The organism is Pseudomonas sp. Pseusp18, from assembly GCF_059506005.1.
In genome coordinates, this window is the sequence record NZ_CP169240.1 from 6,447,809 (window position 1) to 6,470,713 (window position 22,905).

The window sequence follows — 22,905 nt, forward strand, 5'->3', positions numbered from 1 at the left end:
TTCACCGATAACCTCTGTTCGTCACCGCAAAATCGGTGACTCGGACGTGCAAGTCCGATTCAGGTGCACAATCGTTGGTGGCAATTCATCGAGCGTTTTCCTATGCTCGCGGATCGTTATGGCGGCTGTGCGTCGGAGACCTTCGGGTCTGCCGGGCACCTGGACCGGTCTTGCACACCAACGCACAGCTGCCACCTCTTTCGAAGTGCAAAGCGAAACGGTGTCAGCCTCTTAACTCCAGGAAGTTAACATCTATGATCAAGCCAACACCGAATCCCCCCGAAAACCCAGCCACATCCCCCTACGAATCCTTAGATTCCAGAAAACTCCACGAAGCCGCCGAACGCGCCCTCGACCACCATTTCGCCCCACCACCCAAAGAAAAACCCAAGCGCAAAGGCAAACTCTTCACCGTCTCCCCCGACATCGACACCGAAGCCCTCCTGGCCAATGCCTCAGAAGACCTGCTGTCCATCAGCGCCATCGCCGCCAGCCTGGCCGACGATGTTGATGGAGAACGGCGCTCCTTAGCCTTGGCGCTAAGCAGATTGGCAGATGGGGTTCGGTTGTTGGTGGAGCGAGCGCTGGATCACATTGATTCGCCGAATCCGGCGGAGCATCGGGCGAAGGCGTAGCGAAATCGCGGAAAGAGAAAGGGGACATTGAGTCCCCTTTCTCGATGGTCTCGACTCACCACTGACAGCCTGTCTCTGGTGACGCCTCCATGCTGATATCCTGATCGAACGAATATTTCTTACCGGATTTGTAATTCGTGTAGTACATCGAGTTTACCCGAGCCCCCTGAGTCGCCCTTTCATACTCCCCCGTCACCACACCGTCAGAAACCTCCACCCAAGTCGTCGTGAACTGATAAGGCCCGTCCTCCGTCATGACTTCTTCCACAGTGTTTCGATAGACGAGAGGAATGGCCTTCTTCGACTTGCTATACCTAACCCCCGCGCCGCTCCATTGGGTGACCGAGTCGTAATAGGTTTTGAATTCGAAATTGATGTTTTTACCTTCCAGCGAACGGAAACACGAGACCTGTGTTGTGATCTCACTGCGGGCCGTCAGCGGCAATACCAACAACAGCATTAAAAATAACTTCTTCACAGATCCCTCTGATCTCATTTTTTTGAAAACGATGACGTGCTCTCAGTAGAGCTTACCGCATGCCTAAAGTGAAAAATCCGAGACCTCTGCAAGCCGCCAACATTGCCCACGAACAAACTGATACTCGAAGACATAATCGGTATCCGGCTTCTGCAGGATCGCCGTGGCGTTGTTACCCCGCTCTTCCTTGACGGTCAACGTAAGACCGTCGGCCTCTCGCTTCACGCGATCCGGGATGATTGGAAACTTGATCTGATCACCACTGACGCTGCGTTTTTCCATCTCAGGCTCGGGATCTCCCGCTACGGTCGTGACCATTTTCAGCGGCTGTCGGACGAACGCTTTTTGCACGTCTGCTCGCTCGGAAAAGGCTGCGAGGAACGCTGAGAACTCGTTCGAGGGACAAGCAACATTGGCCGGGTGCATCTGCTCGATGGTTTGCAGGTTTTTGGCTAACGCTGGTTGTGACGAAAAACCGATGATTGATACAACCACGCATACACAACTAAAAAACCTGGCCATTTCCATTTACTTCCCTGTTGATCCACGAGCTGACCATTCTTCAAAGACTTGCACCGCCGACTTAAGGCCGCTCATAGTCGATCCTTTTAACCGCAGGACTCTCCTGCTGAGGCTGCCTCTTCGTGACGCCATAAGCCTTGATCAGACCTTCCCGACAACAAAGGGGACAGATTTATTTATCGAAAGTTAAATCTACCCCACAAATAAATCGCCCCCCTTTTTGGTCATAACTTACTTCGTTCGTTAACACGCTCAGGAATTTTTTTCTGCTTACCTGATGACACCATCAGATCGACATACTTCTTATAGTTGGCAGATGCCTTCTGCTTATCCCCTTTCGACCAGTACGCATCGGCTATATTAAGATAGGCAACTGTACGATCAGGACTATTCGATATCACCTTCTCGAGCAACCAAATAGCATCCTCATTAAAGCCCGCTTGCTGCCAATAGTATGCGATATCATTGTACGATTGTTGATTATTCACTGAGTACGCATACGCAGCAATGTACTTCTCCACAAACACTCGTTTAGGGAAGTCCTGGAAGCGAACTTTGTCCTTATAAAGTCTCGCAGTAGCGCTCTTAAACTCAATTAGAGTTTCAGCCTTTATAGAGCTGGTGATTTTTTTAACCAGTTCCTCCTTGTCCTTGCATTCCGACGTCGAACAAAGCTCTGATGAAGCCGACTCATCAACCTCATAACAATAAGGATGCTGGGCATCATTCTCGCTTGGAATTTTTTGCAAGCTAACTAGCTTATCTGAATCTGTATGCAGAGTCGTGCAATAAGGAACCAAACCAAACACATCCGGCACACCATTCTTATTTTTTCTTAAGTCGATAGTACTCACTATCTTACTGGTTTCAACCTTTCTCACAGACTCCTTATTGGCGCCAGAAACAAGCCAGAACGTATTCTCCTGTGAAGTGCAATTGCACTCACAACTTAAAATATATTCCCCAGTTCGCATATCCCACTTAGTTTTCGCCGTCTCGCCTGCCCCACAATAATTTTCGGCAACCAAAACTGTGCACACATTACTATCAGAATCACAAACCAAATCTTGGGCACCAGCTAAAGAGGAAGCCGCAAAAACCAGCGCCCCTAGGAAATAAGAAATATTAAATCTCACACACGTCTCCTTCGACTATTAAACCGTAATTTGAATTACTTCTAGTTTTAGTTATACCATTCATCGTCGCAGTGTATGCCTGCCCTTGAATTATTCCCATTCGGCGACTAAAGGCGTCGGACCGCCAGGCAGTTAAGGCTTTTTCTGCACGCTTCTTACATACAAATACAAGAAGCTCTTTCTGAGTTGTAATTTGGGCAGCTGGGAATTCCGCCTGAATTAATTCCTTAGCGCTATTTAGATTATTTTGCTGCACACACAAATCAAACAAAGCACAATACGTCCTCAACTGAACTTTCACCATTAAATGCGGGGCAAGCTCTCGCATTAATGCAAGGCACGATTTAATATTGTCATTGTAATGAGCCGCAAACTTCAACTGTATTTTTCGGAATTCTTCCACTTCACCAACCTTCCTAAAGGCGGACTTCCAGTTAGGATTACTAGCAGCTACACCTGTAGCCCAATTCATCTGAGAAGGGATGCTCGCAGCATTTATCGCATTCAGCAAAGCCTGAAAGTTCATATTGGTGTCAAAACAGCTATCAAATTTGACCTGATTCTCCGACCTCATCGCCAGCAACAATGGCCCAAGTGTACCTTGCCCGAAATTCCACTGAATTATGCCAAAAGACACGCCTTGACCATCAAAGTTACCAGCCACGGCCTCGTAATCCAGCGTGTTTGAGGTTGAGCCCTCATAGCCGGAAGAAACAAGAAGGGCAACCTCTTGCGCCTTTTCCAAAGGAATACATACAGATGATAAAAAATTGTCTACGAAGCTAATCGGATGAAAATGCCAAATCACATCCGAACTCATGACTGCCTTGCCGGCAAGTTTTTCCCAAAAAATGTAATTAGTTATTCTTTCTTTTTCATGCTTCAACATTTTTGGAACTGCTTCAAATATTTTGTCCAACTTACTCCATTTCGCGGAATCTGCTTCGAACTTCCACTCGGTTGGATGATGAGCAATCAGTTTCGCCCACTGACCTCTAGTGTCAGCATTCTTCAACGCGTCAGCGAGCTCTTCTGGATCAACGTCACCATCGTGATTTTTATCGATTTTTTTGAAAAGATCCTTGAAGAACTGTGGCATGTCTTCGGGATCGAGAAAGCCATCCGCCGTGGCGTTGGACTCCTCAACTATCTGAAAGCCCAACTTCGTCCAATCATGCTGAGTGATAATTTCAGCGCCAGCCTTTTTGATCAGTCCAGAAACAGTTTGATCACCCTCAACAACGCTGATGTCATACCAATCTTCGTTGCCCTCCTTGATGATAGGAGCCTTGTTGAAGTCAATCGCATGCTCATTCTTGATTGGATCGCTGGTGCCAGTAGCAGGTAACTTCTTCTTTAATTTGGTTCCAATCGGCAAATACAGGTACTGCTTGCCAAGCTTTAAGCCCGCGAGGTTGTCGAGGAAGTTCTTGATGTCAGCCTCGGCGGTGAATATCTCCACATGAACCTGGAATTTACTGTCTGTCTGACCTTGCTCATTGACAAGGTTTTCAGTTTTACCCAAGTACCCAATTGGGTCGCCAGCCTTGATGCCGATGCTTGTTGATACAACATCAAAATCTGTAGGAGTTACAGTTTCCCACTGCACATACTGACTTTCCGGATCGCTTTCGATAATCGCCCAGAAATTTGACGGTACGCTCCCAGCGCCTTGCCATATGCTAGCTTCCACCGGTGTACATGGGGCCATTCGCCGCAGTTTGTTGTCGAGAACCAAGCTCACAACATCCTTACTATCGAACGCAATGATGCTGTTGACCGTGATCTCTCGATTTTCCTCTATACGCGCACCTGCTGGTTGCCCGCTTGAAGGATTCGCTGGTGCGGCATACATCGCCAAGCGTTGGCACGTCCTAGCTTTTACTTTCCCTTGCCAATAATTTGGCCTGGCACGTTCTGGTACATCGTCCGCGAGCCAAATACGTTTGGGTTGGGAGTTTTGGTAAGGTGCACCATTCTTCAAATAGGCGAACCAAACCTCTCTCCCTGCTTCACGAACTTTGTGTGACCCGTTCTTTACACTGCCGGAAAGGATTTTTCCTTTAGCATAGGTGACGTTACCGACGCTTCTCTGCTCCAGCACCTCAAGCTTGGTGCCCATAGCCAGTTTTCCGGGTGACTGAACGCTGCTTGTTTCGGGAAACTCGTCGTATGCCTTGAAGTCATTTACCTTCATGGTCACTTTGGGTTTCGGTGTTTCTTCCTCAGATAGCGGATAGCGCTTATAAGGCAGCAAATGCATATACAGACTGTAGAAGTTCAGCTTGTTTTGCTTGCCTTTGTTCGGCCCTTCTTCCGGGTTGGGTGCTGATTTGTACTCGTGACGCACTAGACAGAAGGAGTTGGAATACCTCAGCTTTTTCTCGTTGTCGCCGAAGGTCGACTCCAGATAATCCTCGTTAAGGCGATACGCAACGACTTCGCCATCGGCCATACAGCGAACCGGCTCATTCAGCACGCACTGTGGAGCGCTCCTGTCGGAGATGTGGATGCCACCGTGCCAAAATTTGTTGCTGCCCAGCAGGTAATGGCCCGACGCTTCACTTTCGATCGCCTTATAGACTTCTTCAGCGTCAGTGAACTGCTTACCATCTGCTTTTCTGAATGGATATTGAAAGTTCATCAGGGGAGCTGGGCTGGCTGGTGCCGGAGCGGGCGCCGGAGCTGGTGCAGGTGCGGGTGCGGGTGCGGGTGCAGGTGCTGCTCCTGTTCTGAACTCTTCTTTAGCTCGCAGAAATTTAGTAACTACTGGCCAGTAAAAGCTGGGAGGTTTTGGGCCAAATATCGCTTTGGCCGGGCCGGTGCTGTTTTGAGCCCCAAATATATGTCCGACCTTGGTAGCCGGATTGAAGTCTTCAACGATGCCCGTATGGAACAAAGGCGAACCGGGTCTGTTTGGGGCCGCATTGATCCAAAGCGCGATGTCACCTCGTCGCACATCTTGCGGTAGGACCGTTGTGTAGTAAGTGGAATTTTCCATGGTGCGTGTTTCTTCATACGGAATCTGGTAACCAGCTCCGGTGAGTAACAAGTTCACCATATGGGAACAATCAATCAGTTTTTTACCCGCAGCGTTTGTTCTAACACCGTCCCCGCCCATCAGATAAACGTAATCACCGCCGGTGTAGTTGTTCTTTAAATCAAGTGGCTCTGTCATTTCTGCATCCTGCAAATTAGTAGCAATGGCTGCCGGCTCGAGCCGCTTCAGTCGCTTGCGTTTTCAATCGATTTAAATTGTTCAGAGCGGTGCCGTTACCTTTGTCGGCAGCCAAGCGATAGCACGCCAGCGCTCTAGACATATCCTTGGTCACCAACTCCCCTGTTTCAAAGGAGTAACCCAAATAATTCATAGCATCAGCCGAGCCCATCGATGCCGCGCGAATAAGCTCCTTTTCAGCTTGTTCGGGGTGCTGGCAAGGGCCTTCAGCCGCAGGGTTATTTCCGTAGCAATAAAACGTTGATAGAGAGGCGGCACCATCGGCGAGAGTGGTCGCCGCTGCCTTGAAAAGCGCCTCAACCTTCTCCGTCTCAAGCTGTGGAGCCATACCTGAGAGACTCAAACTGGCAGCATTCAAGCTGGCTTGAGGATCCCCCGAAGCTGCAGCGCACAGGTAGTTTTCCAGCGAAGCCTCAAAAAATTCGCCTGTCAACCGGTACTGCTCCACTCCCCCCAGTCCTCCGTAAGCTTCCGCACGCTGAAAGCAGAAATTCTCGGCAGCGCTCATGGTCGGAGTACTCGCCACAACTAGGTCTTTCTCACTAATCGACCAGTCCTCGACCCCCTCTAGCACCCAGCACGCTTGACGGGAAAAGTTAAAAATCTTGATGTTGCTGTTACCCGCGCGCTTATCCACAACGTTGAAGTGCCTGTCGTCCACCGCTTCGACTTCAACACCTTCTGTCTTGTCTGTGGCTACGGGTGCCATCAGTGGAAACGCCAACGTGGAGCTGTTGACTCCCGTCGTTTGCGGCTCAAAATTTCTGCTCTCTCCCGCTGGCTTCAATACCAGCGACTTCACCGTCATCGCGGTCAGACGTTGCTGTGTTTCTGCGTTCGCAGAGAACGCTGGCAGAAATTGAGCGAAGTCTTCTGACGGACATTCATCCGCATAAACGCTGCCATGAAACAGGCTCAGCAGCGACGCGGTGAAAACCGCTACAGCGAAGCCATTGCTCTTCTTCAAAACACCATTCATGTCGATCACTCAGAAAACACAAAAAAAGCCTTCGGCTTAACCTTCTCAGGCACCGCATTCCCCAACGCCTGATCCATCAAACTCCCCGCCTTATCCTTATCCGCAGCCCCCGGCAACACCGGTGGCTTAATCCCAATCCCGGTCCCACTCCCCGCCGATCCACCGGCATTAATCTTCACCACCGGCCCAACCACGGTAACCCCACCCGCATCGAGCTTGATGAAGCTCCCTCCCGCCTTTACGGTCAGCTCCATCCCAGCCTCGATAACAATCTTGTCCCCAGCCTTCAGGTGAATCTCCTTCCCGGCACTGGTCAGCTGCGCAGTCCCCAGCTTGACGTGCTGGTTCTGCCCAATCGTCAGGTGATCATCCATCCGCGCCTCAGTCTTGCGATCCGCAATCGTGGTGCGGTGCTCTTCGGCCTTCAGCTCGGTGTAGGTGTTCTTCACCACGGTGTCGTGGCGTTCATTCCCCACCCGAATCTTCTGGTCGTGCTCGATGTTTTCATCCCAATCCCGTTGGGCATGAATAAAGATCTGCTCCGCCCCTTTCTTGTCTTCGATCCGCAGTTCGTTGTACCCGCCGCCCCCCGGTGAGCTGAGGGTTTTGAAGACGGTGCGGGTTCTGTTCGCTGGCAGGTCGTAGGGAACCTGGTTTTCCTTGTGGTACAGGCAACCGGTTACCAGCGGTTGGTCGGGGTCGCCTTCGAGGAAGGTGACGAGGACTTCCATGCCGATGCGCGGGATGGCGATGGCGCCGTAGCGGTCGCCGGCCCAGCTCGAAGAGACGCGCATCCAGCAGCTGGTTTTGTCGTCGGCCAGGCCTTCGCGGTCCCAGTGGAATTGCACTTTGATGCGGCCGTACTGGTCGCAGTGGATTTCTTCGCCTTTGGGGCCGGTGACCATGGCAGTCTGGCTGCCGAGGACGCGGGGTTTTGGGTGTTCCAGGGCCGGGCGGTAGAACACGTTCCACGGGGTGGCGAGGAAGCGGTTGCGGTAGCCCTGGTGGAAGTCGTCTTTGTTGTCGGTGGTGTCGCTGGTCACCGCCTCTTCGAGCACTTGTGGCTGTTTGCCTTCGTGGACGACTTCGGTGAGTAGCCAGAGGTCGTTCCACTCGGTGCGTGGGTGGTCGGAGATTTCGAGGAAGTGGCCGCTGACGAGGGTGGTCTGGTCGCCACGGCCTTCGGCTTGTTGATAGTCGGCGCGGTGGCGTTCAAGGGCACGTTGGCTGAGGAATTTGCCGCGGGCGCGGTCGAGGAAGCGGCCGGGGTAGTCGTAGTCTTCGAGGTCCGGTTCGGTGCTTTCGGCGTCGGGTTTGTACGCGGCTTCGAGTCGCAGGTTGGGCTTTTCGAAGTCGTAGTCGCGGCGGGTGACGCGGCCGGTGCGGGTTTCCAGGCGCAGTTTGAAGCCTTTGATCACTGGCTCGTCGGCGACCATGCCGCTGCCTTGCACGTAGGCGGTGGGCTGGCCGAGTTTGGGGAACACGGTCTGGTCGTCGCCGAACACCAGCAGGTGGGCTTTTTCGCTGTGCTGGAAGTGGTAGTGAATGCCTTCTTCTTCGCACAGGCGCTGGACGAAGTGCAGGTCGGTTTCGTCGTATTGCACGCAGTAGTCGCGGTCCGGGCACGGGGTGCTCAGCTGGAAGCGGTAGGCGTTGCCCTTGATGCCGTGTTCTTCGAGGATCAGCGCGATGATTTTCGGCGCCGACATCTGCTGGTAGATGCGCTGGTTGGTGCGGTGATGCAGGTATTGCAGGTGCGGCACCAGGGAGATTTTGTAGCGGGTCAGGCGCTTGCCGGCATCGCCTTGGGCGACGCGGTAGATCTGGCCGTGGATGCCAGAACCCTTCGGGTCGAATGCGAGGAATGCCTGCTTGTGCAGGAGCTTTTCCAGGTCCAGATCCGGGTTTTCGCTGACCAGTTCCAGGTCGAAGCGATACGGCTGGCTGATGCCTTCGGTGCCGGTGAACGACAACACTTGCAGGTCGCCGGCATAGTCTTCGACGGTGAGGCTGAAGTGCGTTTCGTTAGCTGAGTTGAACATTGCTTGCTCCCTGTTCGGTAGTCATCCGTTACGCCCGCAGTCGAAGGCGTTGCAGCAAAGACGAAGTGGCGCCCAGGGCGTCACGCAATTGGGCGGCGGTGATGGTGCGCTTGGCCGCATCGAAAGCCAGCGCCGTTCGCAGGGCTGGCCAGCAGTGTTTGGGTAGATTTCGAGGTGCGTGCAGCTCACGGTCGAGGTGGCCGTCGCGGGCCTCGGTCGACGGCAAGCGGCGGAACGGGTGTTTGCCGCCCGCCAATTCATAGAGCACGCAGGCCACGCCGTACACGTCCGCGCTGGCCGAGAGTGGCTGGCCTTCAAGCAGTTCGGGGGCGGCGTAGCCGGGGGTCCAGGCGTTGAAGCGGTCGCGGCTCAGGTGCGGCAGGCCGGGCAAGATGCCCTCTTCGGCCTGGCCGAGGCCGTAGTCGAACAGACGCACGCCCTCTTCGCTGAGCATCACGTTGCTCGGCTTCAGGTCGCCGTGCAGCACGCCGCGAGCGTGGGTGTAGGCCAGCGCATCAAGCAGCGGCAGCGCGATGTCGCGCAGTTCTTTCCACGGCAGGCCCAGGGGCCGCTCGCAGAGTAATTTGTCCAGGGTCAGCCCACGCATGAGTTCCATGGTGATGAAGGCCCGCTGGCAGTCGGTGTCCACTTCGAAGGTGTGCAAACGCAGCACGTTGTTGTGGCGCAGTCGTCGGGTCAGGGTGAACTCGCTGTAGAGCAAAGCACTGGCGTCCGGCGATTCGGCAAATTCTTCGCTGAGGATTTTCAGCGCAATGTAGGGGTCGGGATCGCCGAACTGTTCGCGCAGCAGATCCCGTGCACGGTAAACCGCGCCCATGCCACCGGCACCGAGCAGGCGCTCGATGCGGTAACGGCCCGCAAGCACGTCGGGCATTTCGCCGATGCTGGCCTTGGTTGGCGCCAGCGCGGGCTCGGCCTTGTGCGGCTTGTCGTTCAGAGACTTGGCGAAAGCGAAGTAAGTCAGGTTATTGGCTTCTTCCTCGGTCACCAGCAGGTCGTCGATCGGTGGCATGAATTCAGTCATTGGCGGATCACCACGGCAGTCAGGTTATCCCGGGCCGAGCCACGCAGAGCGCCGTCGAACAGACGCTCCAGCGCAACGTGCGGTGCGGTCAGGCTCAGGGCGTTGCCCAGGGCATCGCTAGTCAGCCCTTGATACAAACCGTCGCTGCACAACAGAAACGCATCGCCGGGATAGACCTCGAGTTCCAACACATCCAGCGTCAGTTGCTCGGCAGCGCCGACCGCACGGGTCAGCGCATGAGCGGCAGGATGTGCGCGAGCGTCTTTGACGCTCATGTTCTGTTCGTCGATCAGTTGCTGTTGCAGCGAATGGTCCTTGGACAGCTGATACAAACGCTGGCCGCGCCACAGGTAGCAACGGCTGTCACCGGCCCAGATGCAGGCCGCGCGATTGCCTTCCACCAGCAGCGCCACCACGGTGCTGCCCATGATGCTGTCGTGACGCCCGGCGGTGACGGTCAACTCCTGACCCAAGCGGCGGTTGAGCCAGTGCAGACACTGGCGAATACCTTTGAGTCGTTCGTCGAAGTCATCCTGCACCGGCAATTCCGCCAGGCTGGCGACGATCAACTGGCTGGCGATGTCGCCACCCTGATGACCGCCCATGCCGTCCGCGACCACCCACAGCCCCTGCTGTGGACAGTCGAGAAAGGCATCTTCGTTGCGCGCCCGAACCTTGCCCGGATCGGTACGCGCAGCGCTGCGCCAGGGGCTGGCAACCAGCATCAGAGCTGCACCGGCATACGGAAGGTACGCAGCACGCCCATGTCGAACGGGTTCGGCGTGCGCTGGCTCGACAGCAAGTAGTTGGCGCGCAGGCCACCCACGTCTGCCTTGAGCACCAGCACGTCGCGACCGGTCAGGTACTCGGTCTGCATCAGGTCGAACAGACGGAACAGCGACCATGGGCCGGTGTTCTTCTCGATACCGATCGGGCGGCCAGCCATTTTGTCGAGGACCAGGCTGGTGCGACCGTCTTCAGCGTCGGTCGGCCATTTGAACGACACCGGCACGATCGGGCCGTGGCGGTATTCGATGGTCTTGTCGCCAAACTTGAACTCGGAACGGCTGACCGCCGGGTCGAGGGTGTACGGCTCCAGTTTGAACTGCACTTGCGGCTCGGCCGGGTTGATGGCGAAGAAGCTCTGGCGGATCACTTGTGCCGCGGCCATCTGGTCGAGGTAGACCTTGGAGATCGGCATGCTGTGACCGTCGATGCTGCGCAGGCGGTAGTTGCCTGGATCGCCACTGACGAATGGACGCATGTAGGTATCAAAGAACCGATCGGCGATGCCCTGGGCCTTGAAGAACTCGCGGAAGTCGCTGATCGCAACGTCGCTGGTGCTGTGGGCGCTGAACGGGTAACGCTTGTTGATCGCTTTGCCGTAGAAGCTGTACAGCTCACTCTGATAACGCTGGTTCAGGTACTGGTAGGAATCGTTGAGCACCAGACGCCAGGTGTCTTCGGCCAGCACGTTGAACCACACACTCACCGGACGCGGCAGACGGTTCGACGCATTGCGCAGGTTGCTCAGCGCATCACGCTGGCCGCTCATGCGGGTCTTGGCCATTTCGAACGCGGCCTGCTCTGGCGAACTGGCGCGGGCCAGGCTTGCCATTTGCATTTGCAGGTCGTTGAGTGCTTGCAGGGCCGGAGTCAAATCAGCGGCCGGGCCGTTGTTGTCATCCAGCAAGCGGTGCAGCGGTTCGAAGCGACGTTGCAGGGATTTCTTCGCGGTGTCCGGCAGGTTTTTGGTCGCGGCCATGTCAGACGCCGCGTCCGCTGCGGCCGACGCCAGTTTGCCCAACTTGCCGAGCTTGCCCTTCTGCTCGCCCAGTTTTGCAGCGGCATCGGCCGCCTCATCAACCGGTTCGGCTTCCGCCGGAAAGCGGGTGTTCTCGCGCACTTCCACCAGCAGTTGCAGCACCGGGGAATTGGCCGACGTCAGGCCCGCCAGTTGCTCGGCACCCTCACTGAAATCGCTGATCGCGGGCAGTGCCACCTGGCCGACCGCCTCGCTCCAGAAGTTGGCGTAGTCGCGGAAGTACAGTTGCTCCAGTTCGACCATCAGGCGACGCAAGTCCATGCCGCTGATGCCCGAGCCTTCGCCCAGCACCCAGTTGTCACGCAGGATATCGGTGACCAGCGCAGCGCCCTGGACCGAGAAATACTGCTGATAGCCTTGCTGGGTGTAGAACCCCGGAATCACGTAATCGGTGCCGACAAACAACGAACCCTGCGGGCCGATGTGTTGGCTCAGGCGGTATTCCGGCAGGTTGCGGGCCTGCTCGCGCAGCATCCGGTAAACCACGTTGGCCAGCGACTCGCTGCGCAGTACCTGACGCGCCTGCGCCACCAGTTGTTCGTTGAGCGGGTAGATAAACGGCTGCTTGAGCAAACGCTCGAAGTGGGCGTTCAAACCGTTCTGCACCGCAGTGTTGCCGGCGTAGCGCAGGGACCAGTCAGTGGCGACCCAATCCTTGAGCCATGCCGCATCGCGGCGATCTTTCATGTTCAGCATCAGGTACGCGCGCAGGCTGTTGAGCAGGCGTTCGCGGTCCTTCATGTTGGCGCGGATCTGCCCTTCCAGCAGCGTCGCAACCCGTGGCAGCAGTTGCGCTTCGAGCTCACGCTCGTAGGCGCTCTTGACCACCGGATTGGCATCTTCGCCCTGATACAGGCCGCCGCGTTCGTGGTACGACACGTCACCCTTGTTCGGGAACACCTGAGTCGCCGCGTAGCTGGTGTCGAGAGTCTTGAGCACCGCCATCGAATCATCGCGCGCAGTCAGGGCCGAGCGTTGCTGGTTCCAGGTTTGCGCCAGGGAGCGCAGGTTTTCCAGACGCTCATAGTTGGCCGAGAAACCGCCCGCCCAGAGCATGCCGAACAGCGCCAATGCCGCCAGTGCGCCCACGTACAGAGCACGTTGACCCCAATGGATGCGGCTGCGCTCGCGCTTGTCCAGACCGGCCAGGTCGGCCTCGGGGAAAATCACCCGGCTGAGCAAATGGTGAATGAACCGCGAACGGCCGCTGCGCAGGGTTGGCAGCATGCCGGCGCTCATGCCCAGGTTGGCGCCGATACTGGCGGTGGTCTGGTCCATCTGTTGAGTCAGGTGCGGTGCGCTGGTCAGGTAGAAACCACGCAACTGGCTGACACGCTGGTAGCGGTTGCCGGTGAACGCCAGGTCGACGAACAGGCACAGGCGCTCGCCGATCTGCCCCAGTTGATGCGGGAAGTCGAGGATGCGGCCACGGCGCTGGGTGTCGCGCTCCTGGTGCATGCGCATGATCACCTGGCTGTTGAGGCGACGCAGCAGCTCTTCGAACTCGGCGCGCAGCACGGCCACATCGGTGCCGCTCTGCTCTTTGCGGAAGCTGGTGCCGAGGACCTGATCGCTTTCTTCGCGGGTCAGTTGATCGAAGAACTCGTCGAAACCGAGCAGGCGATCGGCCTTGCTCAACACCAGATAAATCGGCACATCGACGTGCAGTTTCTGATGCACGTCTTGCAGGCGCGCACGCACCTGGCGGGCCAGGGTTTCGAGGTCCTGCTCGCTGCCGCCCAGCAGGGTTTCCACCGGAATGGTCACCAGCACGCCGTTCAACGGGCGGTTGCGGCGACGCTTACGCAGCAGGTCGAGCAAGGTGCTCCAGGCACTGCCATCGACTTCGGCATCCGGCTGGGTCAGGTAACGCCCGGCGGTGTCGATCAGCACGCCGTGGTCGGCGAAGTACCAGTCGCAATGCCGCGTGCCGAGGGTGTCGCGGGTGAGTTTGCGGTCGATCTTGTTGATCGGAAACTCAAGGCCCGAGAAGTCCAGCAGGCTGGTCTTGCCGCTGCCCTGCGGGCCGATCAGCAAGTACCACGGCAAATCACTGCGCCAGCGTTCACTGCGGCCGCGATACAGGCTCGACGTCTTCAGGGTTTTCAGGGCGTCCTTGAAACGCACCTTCAACTCTTTCTCTTCTTCGTCGATCAGCTCTTCACGGCGAATGCGGTCCTGGCCGTCTTCGGTGGCTTCCACAGCCTTTTTGCGCACACCGGCGCGCCAGCTGACGAAGACCATGGTCAGGCCCCAGATCAGGAACAGCACACTGATGGTCAGCAAACGGGAGGTCGAACCTTCCCAGAATTTGTAGTCATTGACCGCCAGCAGCGGCCCGACGAACCACACCAGCAGCGCAACGAACAGCACCAGCAACAGGGTCCATACCCAGGTCTGGCGCAGGAACGCGCCGACTTTCTTGAAAAACTTTTTCATCACACGTCCCTGTTTACGGCTTCGACTGCGGCTGAGCCGTGGCCGGATCAAGCTGCTGATAAGGTTGCAGAACGGTTTCGCGTTGTTCACCCAGCACCCAGGCAAAGCCCGAATACATCACCACCAGGCACACCACGGTGAACAGCACCACCATCCACGCCGGCACAATGCGCACCAGGCTGCGACGCTGATCGTTCAAGCCTTCCCAGTGCGGCGACAACTCGCGAGGCACGTCGCCGCGCAGTTGGCGAATCTGCCGATACAGGGCGTCGCGGATGCCTTCGAGTTCGAGCATGCCGCGCGCTTGCACCCGGTACTTGCCTTCGAAACCGAGGGACAGGCACAGGTACATCAGCTCCAGCATCGGCAGGTGCTTGACCGGGTTTTTCGACAGGCGATCCAGCAGTTGGAAGAACTTCTCGCCACCGAAGGTTTCGTTGTGGAAGCTGCTGAGCAGGCTCATCTGCGACCACTCGCTTTCGTTGCCCCACGGCGTGGTGACGACGGCTTCGTCGACCACGGTGCAGAGCACGTAACGGGCGGCCATCACCTGGCTGCTTTCAGCACCGTTGTGCAGCGCCCGCACTTCAAACAGTTTCAGCCCGGCAGTCAGCCGCTCGTTGAGCGCGTACAGGTCTTCGCGGGTGTCGCTGTGCTTGAGCCGCACCACTTCCGACAGCAGTTCGGACGCCGCCGCCACCAGCGAATTGAGGCTGATGTTGAACGCTTCGGCCGGGCGCAGGCGCGCGGCATAGATCATCCGTTCTTCCAACTGTTCAAAACGCGGTGGTGCCGCGAAGTCAGTCAGCGGACTCGAGGCCGGGCCGTGGCCCTGGCGGTCGAGCAGGACGGTTTTGTCGTCCTGGGTGTGTTCCATGTCCTTGATCATGTCGGTCAGTTCCTGATGGCCCAGAATTTCAGTTCAAGCTCGGCGAATTCGCCGGACACGTGGAACGCGAAGCCGCCGGAGCGTTCGAGTTGCGCCAGGTCTTCGGAACTGAGTTCGAGGATGAAATAGGTTTTGTTGGAGTGGAACGCGATCTGCCGTGGGGCCACCGGCAACGGTTTGACCTTGATGCCCGGCAGGTGCAGGTTGACCAGTTGGCGGATGCGCTCCACCGGGCCGACCTTGAGGTGCGCCGGCAGGCGATGGCGCAGTTCTTCGGAGTCGCAGTTGGCACTGGCTGCGAGCACGAACGAAGCCGAGCCCAGCAGTTTGTGGTCGTGCAACGGCGACACGATGATCCCGTACTGACGCGCTTGCAGAATCAGCTCGATGGCGTGCTGTTCGAGCACCATCGACAGCACCTGACGAATCGCTTCCATCAGTTTGCGAAAGCTCGCGCCCTGATCGCTGTGCTGGTAACGGCTGTCCAGACGCGGGCGTTTGCTGTCGCTGGAAAACGTCGCCAGATCGCCGAGCATGGTCAGCAGCGTGCGGTACAACTCTTCCGGGTGAACCTGCTCCAGGCCGAGGTAATGGCGCAGCAACAGTTCGGTGCGGTTGATCAGTTGCAGCATCATGAAGTCGCCGACTTCCGCGCCACCGACCTTGCCGTTGGAGCGGATCCGGTCGGCGATGGTGTCGCCCCGGTGGCCGAGCATGCTGATCACTTCTTTGAGGCACGACAGCAGGTAGCTGGACGAGTGCGCCTGAATGTAGGTCGGCACGAAATCCGGGTCGAGGCTGATCACGCCGTCAGGCGTGGTGTCGAGCACTTCGCAGATCTTCAGTTTCACGTAGGCCTGGTCGCTCTGCTGCTCGCCGAGCAATAGCTTGAAGTCCGGACGGGCGCAACTGACCTGGCTGGCGGAGTCGTCGCCGGCATTGGAGTCGGCGACTTCCGCTTCATACGCGGTGTAGCGCGCCAGCACGTCGGATTGCTCCGGGCGGCGGGCTTCGATGTGGTTACCGGTCACCAGCGGCAGCGCCAGATAGATCGGCGTGTTGCCGGTGTTCGGCGGCACGTCCAGGGCCAGCGGCTCGGTGTTGCCGCCCAGTTCGAACAGGCTGCCATCCGGCAGAATCCCCGAGGCCTGGCTGATCACCAGTTTGCCCATGTTGAGGAACTGCAAGTCGATTTCCAGGTTGAGGAAGCCCCAGGTGTAGCTGCCCAGCAACTGGGTGCGGGTCTTCATCTGGTGGTCGTAGTAACGATCGTTGTGCTGGAAGTGCTGCGGACGCAACAGCATGCCTTCCTGCCAAATGACTTTATGGGCATTCATGTTCAGTCATCCGCCTTGGCGAGCGTTTCATGGGTGTTGCGGATGCCGGCCTGATCGAGGGTCAGGTCAGCCGCGGTGACTTGCACCGGAGTGATTTGCACGGTGTAGCGCCACTTGGTTTCCGGCAGGTCGCGGTAGGCGGCGAGCACGCCAACGTAACGGCTGCCCTCTTCCACGCTGAGCTTGAGCTCGACGGTTTCGCCTGGGCGCAGTTCCAGTTCTTCGCTGGCCACCAAGTCCGGGGCCAGGGATTCCTTGGCGCGTTCGTAGAGGCTGAAGAAATCAGCGTTCTCGAAGGCCACCGGGTGCTTGAGCTCGAACAGGCGTACGACGATCGGCGACGGACGACCGTTGAGGTCCGGGTTCAATTGATCGCTGGCGGTCAGCTTCAGGTTGAGCTTGGTCACGGTGGAATACGGCGACAGCGACGAGCAACCGGCCAGCAGCACCAAAGCAGCGAACGCAGTCAGCATCTTGAAAAAAGCGGTGGAACAGCGAGACATGCGCATCATCCTTGGTGGTCGGTGTGTAGGGTGGAAATCAGGCGGATCTGTTCTTCGTAGGCCTGGGCGAAGTCGCGGGCCAACAGACGTTCGCTCCATTCATCGTCCTGACGCAGGGCCTGGTGATAACGCCCATAAGCTCTCCAGCGACTGCCGGAGGTGGCGAGCAATGGCTTGTTGTCTCGCTCGAAACGCAGGGTCAGCTGTTGTGGCGAGAAGTGCTCAAGAGTGCCGCGAACGGCGGCGCGGCTGGCGGTCAGCAAGGCCACCTGATGCGCCTGCAAATCGCGGAACGCACGGGAGATCGCTTGCTCGGCCGGCAATTGGCCCGGCTTGTTGCCCTGCAACAGAATGCCCAACGCTTCACCGGCATCGACGGCGAATTTCAACGGGTTCTTTTGGCTGCCTTGCACGGTGGTCTGGGCCAGGCGCAGTTCGTTTTTCAGCTCGCTGCGGGTGCGCAGGCTCTGCTGCAAACCGCCGACGCTCTGCTTGAGCAGGCGTGCGGCGTTCAGGGCCAGGGCTTCGCGGGCGTCGTGGTCGAGGCCTTTGAGGTCCACGCCCAACGCCGCGCCGAAGTGCTCCCAGAAACCTTCGCTCTGACGCTCAACCGCTTTTGGCGGCGGGGCTGGCGCTGGCTCTGCCGGGGCGGCGATCAGCTCCGGCACCATCAGGCTTTCCATGTCGATGCGCGCGTAGTCGGCGCGCTGACGGGTGTCCTCGATCACCGTGCTCGGGGAAATCAGCTCCTCGATTTCCGAGTACACGCGTTCTTGCTGGTCGAGGGCATTGAGCGGGTCAAGGTCGAGGAATGCGTCGTCCGGGATGATGCTGCCCGCGGCCTGCGGACGGCCGACTTCGACGTCGAACGTCGCCGGGTCGCGCACCAGTCGCGCGCGAATCTCGAAGTCACCCAGCACATACACGCTGCCGTGTTCGATGCGCATCGGCTCGCCCTTGCGCAGGCGTGCGCCGCTTTCGCTGTCCTGGATACCGTTGCTGCTGGTATCGGTCAGGAAAAACATGCCCTCGCGGTAGCTGATCACCGCGTGGTGGTTGGACAGGTGACGCTTGCGGTCGGGGATGATCCAGTCGCAGTCCTCGCCCCGGCCGATCACGCCACCGGCCTGTTTGAAGGTCTTCTGGCACAAATCCGTGGGCACGAACTGCTTGGTGTTCAGCATTTCGAAAACCAGTTCCATGATGATGCTCCTTGCGGTCACTTGCCGCGATTGACCGCCTGCGGATCACCCAACGGGCGATAGGTGTTGTCGTTGTATTTGTAATTGCCGCTACAGCCGCCGAGGCCGCATAGAACGACGAGGGTCAGCAGGACGGCTTGCCAGTGACGAACAGGCATCAGAGGGTCTCCAGAGGTAGACAAAGCACAAAGCGCCGACCCTTTCGGGTGGCGCTATCAGAAGCGAATGAGTTTGATTGGGAGGCTCTAATCCAAGGCTTAGAGCAGATCCCCTGTGGCGAGGGGGCTTGCCCCCGTTGGGTCGCAAAGCGGCCCCAAAACCGGCCATCCTGTTTATTCAGGCAAACCACATTTACCGGACTACGACTGCTTCGCAGCCGAACGGGGGCAAGCCCCCTCGCCACAGAAAGCCTGCTCACCACAGGAAGTCCACTCGCCACAGAAATTTGTTTTGGGTTAACCATCGAAGTCACCCAAATTGATATTCAGCCGCCCGAGGCGGTACAGCAGCGTGCGCCGTGGCAGCCCGAGTTCGCGGGCGGCGAGGGTCTGGTTGCCGTCGTTTTTGCGCAGGCAGTCGAGCAGCAGACTGCGTTCGACCTGCTCCAGGCGTTCGCGCAGGTTCAGGCTGCTGTCTTCCGGCATGGCTTCCATGCGCAGGGAAAAATGCTCGGCTAGCAACTCGCCGCCCTCGCACAGCAGTACTGCGCGCTCGACCAAACCCTTGAGTTCGCGAACGTTGCCGGGGAAGGCATAACCGGACAGGTGATCCAGCGCCGCGTCGGACCAACGCACCGCATCGCGCTGCAGAAACGCGCAAGCCTTGTCGGCGAAGTGCCGCGCCAGGTCGAGGATGTCGCCTTCGCGTTGACGCAGGGCCGGCAGTTCGATCGGGAATTGCGCGAGGCGGTAGTACAAGTCCTCGCGGAACTTGCCTTCGCTGACCAGCACCGACAAATCGCGGTGCGTTGCGGCGATGATCCGCACGTCGATCTTGTGGGTGTCGTTGGAACCCAACGGGCGGATCTCGCCCTCCTGCAATACCCGCAGTAACTTGGCTTGCAGGGACAGCGGCATGTCGCCGATTTCATCGAGCAACAAGGTGCCGCCGTTGGCCGCGTCGAACAGTCCCGCACGGTCGCGATCGGCACCGGTGAAGGCGCCCTTGCGGTAGCCGAACAGCTCGCTTTCCAGCAGGTTCTCGGGGAACGCTGCGCAGTTCTGCACGATGAACGCCTGGGACCGGCGCGGGCCGCAATCGTGAATCGCCCGCGCGACCACTTCCTTGCCGGTGCCGGTCTCACCGCGCAGCAGCACGGTGTAGGGGCTGTGCAGGACTTTGCTGATCAACGAGTAGGTCTGGCGCATCGCCACGCTCTTGCCGATCAGGCCATAACCGCTGGCGCTCGGGACGTTGAGTAGCGCCGGGCGTGTATCACCGGTCGGCTGACGCAAACGTTGCAGCAAGTGCAACTGACCGAGCACGAACGAGCCCAGTTGACCGAGGGAATCGGCAAACCCTTGCAGGTCGATCTGGCGGCGACTGGCGCACAGCAGCAAACCTTCGACAGCCTTCTGCTGATTGACCAGCGGCACGCACAGCAGCGACTGCCAGGGCGTGGCCTGGGGTGGCAGGAAACTGGTTTCGTGCAGGCTGCCGCTCAGCTCGCTGAGGCACACCACGCGGTTCTGGCACAGGGCGAATTGCAGCAGTTGTTCACCGTTGTAATCCGCCGGCAGGCTCGCCCCTTCCCGGGGTTGCAGAACGCCGTTCAGGCACTCGGCGTTCATCCCCAGGCAAGTGTGGGTCGCATCCAGCAGGTACAACTGCGTCAGCTCGCAACCGCTGAGCTCGGCCAGGCCGCGCACGAAGTCACCCAGCAGCACAGCGCTGTCCGCCGCCCGCGACAGGCTGGCGAACTGCGCCAGCAAGGCTTCGGCATAGACCAGCGGTTGCGGCACTTGAGTGAACATCACACCCACCTCAGGCGAACTCGCACGTCACGCTGGCATTGCCGTCGAGCGTCGCATGCACGCGCTTGAGGCTTTCACCGGTGGCCATCGCATCGAGCAAACGGTCGGCCACCAGCGGCAGCACATGCAGGTCGAGCAAGTGGTCGATCAGGCGTGCGCCGCTGTCGCTTTGAGTGCAGCGTTCGGCCAGGTGATCGACGAGGTCCTGGGAGTAAGTGAAATCCAGCTGACGGCGGTTCAGGCGCTCGCCCAGACGACCGAGTTTGATTTCGATCAGCTCGCGCAGCACCGGGCCGCCCACCGGGTAGTAAGGCACCACGCGCATGCGCGCCAGCAACGCCGGTTTGAAGTGTTTGCTGAGCACCGGGCGTATGGTTTCTTCGAGGACTTCGGCGGTCGGCCGCGCGCCGTCTTCGCAGAGTTCGCTGATGCGGTCGCTGCCCAGGTTCGAGGTCATCAGGATCAGCGTGTTGCGGAAATCGATCTCGCGCCCTTCCCCGTCGTTGGCCACGCCTTTGTCGAAGATTTGGTAGAACAGGTTGAGCACGTCCGGGTCGGCTTTTTCGACTTCATCAAGCAACACCACCGAGTACGGTTTCTGCCGCACGGCTTCGGTGAGCATGCCGCCCTCGCCGTAACCGACGTAGCCCGGCGGCGCACCGATCAGACGCGACACGGTGTGCTTCTCCTGGAACTCGGACATGTTGATGGTGGTGATGAAACGATCACCGCCGTACAACAAATCAGCGAGGGCCAGCGCGGTTTCGGTCTTGCCGACGCCGCTCGGGCCGACCAGCAGGAATACACCGACCGGGGCATCAGGCTTGTTCAGGCCAGCGGCAGTGGCGCGCATCGAACGGTCCAGCGCATGAACCGCTTGCTCCTGACCACGAATACGCGTGCGCAGGTCGGTGGCGAAGCTTGCGACCTTGGCGTTGTGTTCGCGAGCCAGTTGCGCCAATGGCACACCGGTCCAGGCGCTGATCACTTCGGCCACCAGACGCGGGCAGACTTCGAAGCTCACCAGGCGTTCTTTGACCTGAAGCTCGGTCAGCGCTTTGTGAGTTTCGTTGAGCGCGGTTTCCAGGGTTTCAACGCTTTGCCCTTCGTCCACCGGCAACGTTTCGATCACGGTGCCTTCGGCGTCTTCCTCGACCGTGATGGTCGGTTCGACAGCGGCGGTCTCACGGGCCTTGGCCAGTTGCTGACGCAGGTCCAGCAGGCGCTCGGCCAGTTCTTTCTGCTCGGTCCACAGCGTTTCGAGGGCGACCTTTTCGTCTTCGGCATCGGCCAGGCGATCTTCCAGAGCGTCCAACGCTTCGTGATCGATCAGCAGACCGGCTTCGGCGTCACGACGCAGGGCCTGACGCTGACGGCCACCTTCGGCCAGTTCGCCACGCAGGCGTTCCAGGCTTTCCGGGGCGGCGGCGAGGCTGATGCGCACCCGGGCGCAGGCGGTGTCGAGCACGTCGACCGCCTTGTCCGGCAGCTGACGACCCGCCAGGTAACGGGCGGACAACTCAGCCGCGGCAACCACCGCGTCATCGCGCAGGTAGATGCCGTGGCTCTTCTCGTAGACCTGAGCCAGGCCACGCAGAATGGTCACCGCTTCGCTGACGGTCGGTTCGTGCAGTTGCACCGGTTGGAAACGACGGGCCAGGGCCGGGTCTTTCTCGAAGTATTTTTTGTACTCCGCCCAGGTGGTGGCGGCGATGGTGCGCAACTCGCCACGGGCCAGGGCTGGTTTCAACAGGTTGGCCGCGTCAGAACCGCCGGCGTTGCCACCCGCGCCGATCAGGGTATGGGCTTCGTCGATGAACAGGATGATTGGCTTCGGCGAGGCTTTGACTTCGTCGATCACGCCTTTGAGGCGACGTTCGAACTCGCCTTTGACGCTGGCGCCGGCCTGCAACAGGCCCATGTCCAGCGACAGCAGCTCAACGCCTTTCAAGACTTGCGGCACTTCACCGGCGGCGATGCGCGAGGCCAGTCCTTCGACGATGGCGGTTTTACCGACGCCCGCTTCACCCACCACAATCGGGTTGTTCTTGCGGCGACGAGCGAGGATGTCGACCATCTGACGGATCGCGCCATCGCGGCACAGCACCGGGTCGAGTTTGCCGTCGCGAGCCTGCTGGGTCAGGTTGTGGGTGAAGCGCTCCAGCAGTGATTCGCCGGGCACCGCCGGTTTGCCGGTGGCCGGTTGTTCTTTCTGCGACAGGGCGAATTCTTTCAGACGCTCGATGTTCAGCTTGGCCAGCAACGACTGATAACGGCTGCCGGCATAGCGCATCGGGTTGCGCAGCAATGCGAGGATCAACGCGGCCTGCTCGACCTGGCTCTGGCCCAGTTCGAGGTTGGCCACCAGCAAGGCGTCCTGCAGCCACTGCACCAGTTCCGGGGCGAACACCGGGTTGCGCGAGGCGCTGTGCTCGACCCGCGATTGCAGCGCGGCGCTCAGCTCGCCAGCGTCCACTTCGGCATCCTGCAACGCCCGGGCGAGCAGGCCTTGCGGACGCTCCAGCAGGCCCAGTAGCAAGTCTTCGACGAGGATCTTGCTGCCGCCACGGGCGACGCAGCGTTCGGCAGAACTTTCCAGGTCACGACGGGTTTCGGCGTCCAGCGCCTGGATAAGTTGTTGCAGGTCTACGTTGATCATGTG

At 58.6% G+C, this 22,905-nt stretch carries 17 protein-coding genes; 1 reads left to right on the forward strand and 16 read right to left on the reverse strand.

Going from position 1 to position 22,905, the window contains the following annotated elements; all coding sequences use genetic code 11:
- Positions 1-254: 254 nt before the first annotated feature.
- Positions 255-635, forward strand: coding sequence for a DUF6124 family protein (locus ACEN9A_RS29200; protein ID WP_258671634.1), 381 nt, complete (start codon positions 255-257; stop codon positions 633-635).
- A gap of 55 nt (positions 636-690) precedes the next feature.
- Here ACEN9A_RS29200 and ACEN9A_RS29205 read toward each other — a convergent pair whose 3' ends face one another.
- From ACEN9A_RS29205 to tssH, 16 genes are all read right to left on the reverse strand, one after another.
- Positions 691-1,113 carry a hypothetical protein gene (locus ACEN9A_RS29205; protein ID WP_258671636.1) on the reverse strand — a complete coding sequence of 141 codons (423 nt, stop codon included), beginning with the start codon at positions 1,111-1,113 and terminating at the stop codon, positions 691-693.
- Positions 1,114-1,176: 63 nt separating this feature from the next.
- A complete protein-coding gene (locus tag ACEN9A_RS29210) occupies positions 1,177-1,641 on the reverse strand; it encodes a hypothetical protein (RefSeq protein ID WP_258671638.1) in 465 nt (154 codons plus the stop codon).
- A 218-nt stretch (positions 1,642-1,859) separates the two neighbouring features.
- Positions 1,860-2,771 (reverse strand): tetratricopeptide repeat protein, encoded by a 912-nt coding sequence (locus ACEN9A_RS29215; RefSeq protein WP_258671640.1) that lies wholly within the window; start codon positions 2,769-2,771, stop codon positions 1,860-1,862.
- Positions 2,761-5,949, reverse strand: coding sequence for an EF-hand domain-containing protein (locus ACEN9A_RS29220; RefSeq protein ID WP_258671643.1), 3,189 nt, complete (start codon positions 5,947-5,949; stop codon positions 2,761-2,763). The genes ACEN9A_RS29215 and ACEN9A_RS29220 overlap by 11 nt, the downstream gene beginning before the upstream one ends.
- A gap of 16 nt (positions 5,950-5,965) precedes the next feature.
- Positions 5,966-6,988 carry a tetratricopeptide repeat protein gene (locus ACEN9A_RS29225; RefSeq protein WP_258671645.1) on the reverse strand — a complete coding sequence of 341 codons (1,023 nt, stop codon included), beginning with the start codon at positions 6,986-6,988 and terminating at the stop codon, positions 5,966-5,968.
- 5 nt (positions 6,989-6,993) lie between these two features.
- On the reverse strand, positions 6,994-9,030 hold the full coding sequence (locus tag ACEN9A_RS29230; protein ID WP_413387015.1) for a type VI secretion system Vgr family protein: 2,037 nt from the start codon (positions 9,028-9,030) through the stop codon (positions 6,994-6,996).
- A 28-nt stretch (positions 9,031-9,058) separates the two neighbouring features.
- Entirely contained in the window at positions 9,059-10,075 is a 1,017-nt protein-coding gene (locus tag ACEN9A_RS29235) for a serine/threonine-protein kinase (protein WP_258671648.1), read from the reverse strand.
- On the reverse strand, positions 10,072-10,800 hold the full coding sequence (locus ACEN9A_RS29240) for a PP2C family protein-serine/threonine phosphatase (RefSeq protein ID WP_258671649.1): 729 nt from the start codon (positions 10,798-10,800) through the stop codon (positions 10,072-10,074). Before ACEN9A_RS29240 ends, ACEN9A_RS29235 begins: the two co-directional genes overlap by 4 nt.
- Complete coding sequence (gene tssM, locus ACEN9A_RS29245) at positions 10,800-14,339, reverse strand: type VI secretion system membrane subunit TssM (protein ID WP_258671650.1); 3,540 nt, start codon at positions 14,337-14,339, stop codon at positions 10,800-10,802. Before tssM ends, ACEN9A_RS29240 begins: the two co-directional genes overlap by 1 nt.
- Positions 14,340-14,352: 13 nt before the next feature.
- Entirely contained in the window at positions 14,353-15,228 is an 876-nt protein-coding gene (icmH, locus tag ACEN9A_RS29250; protein ID WP_018927447.1) for a type IVB secretion system protein IcmH/DotU, read from the reverse strand.
- A gap of 5 nt (positions 15,229-15,233) precedes the next feature.
- Entirely contained in the window at positions 15,234-16,565 is a 1,332-nt protein-coding gene (gene tssK, locus ACEN9A_RS29255) for a type VI secretion system baseplate subunit TssK (RefSeq protein ID WP_258671652.1), read from the reverse strand.
- Between the two features lie 2 nt (positions 16,566-16,567).
- Positions 16,568-17,068, reverse strand: a complete 501-nt coding sequence (gene tssJ / locus ACEN9A_RS29260) for a type VI secretion system lipoprotein TssJ (RefSeq protein WP_018927445.1) — start codon at positions 17,066-17,068, stop codon at positions 16,568-16,570.
- 5 nt (positions 17,069-17,073) lie between these two features.
- Complete coding sequence (gene tagH / locus ACEN9A_RS29265; protein WP_258671653.1) at positions 17,074-18,270, reverse strand: type VI secretion system-associated FHA domain protein TagH; 1,197 nt, start codon at positions 18,268-18,270, stop codon at positions 17,074-17,076.
- 17 nt (positions 18,271-18,287) lie between these two features.
- A complete protein-coding gene (locus ACEN9A_RS29270; RefSeq protein WP_007894589.1) occupies positions 18,288-18,428 on the reverse strand; it encodes a hypothetical protein in 141 nt (46 codons plus the stop codon).
- A 297-nt stretch (positions 18,429-18,725) separates the two neighbouring features.
- Positions 18,726-20,243, reverse strand: a complete 1,518-nt coding sequence (locus ACEN9A_RS29275) for a sigma-54 interaction domain-containing protein (protein WP_258671654.1) — start codon at positions 20,241-20,243, stop codon at positions 18,726-18,728.
- Positions 20,244-20,253: 10 nt separating this feature from the next.
- Positions 20,254-22,902, reverse strand: coding sequence for a type VI secretion system ATPase TssH (tssH, locus tag ACEN9A_RS29280; RefSeq protein ID WP_258671655.1), 2,649 nt, complete (start codon positions 22,900-22,902; stop codon positions 20,254-20,256).
- Positions 22,903-22,905: the final 3 nt, after the last annotated feature.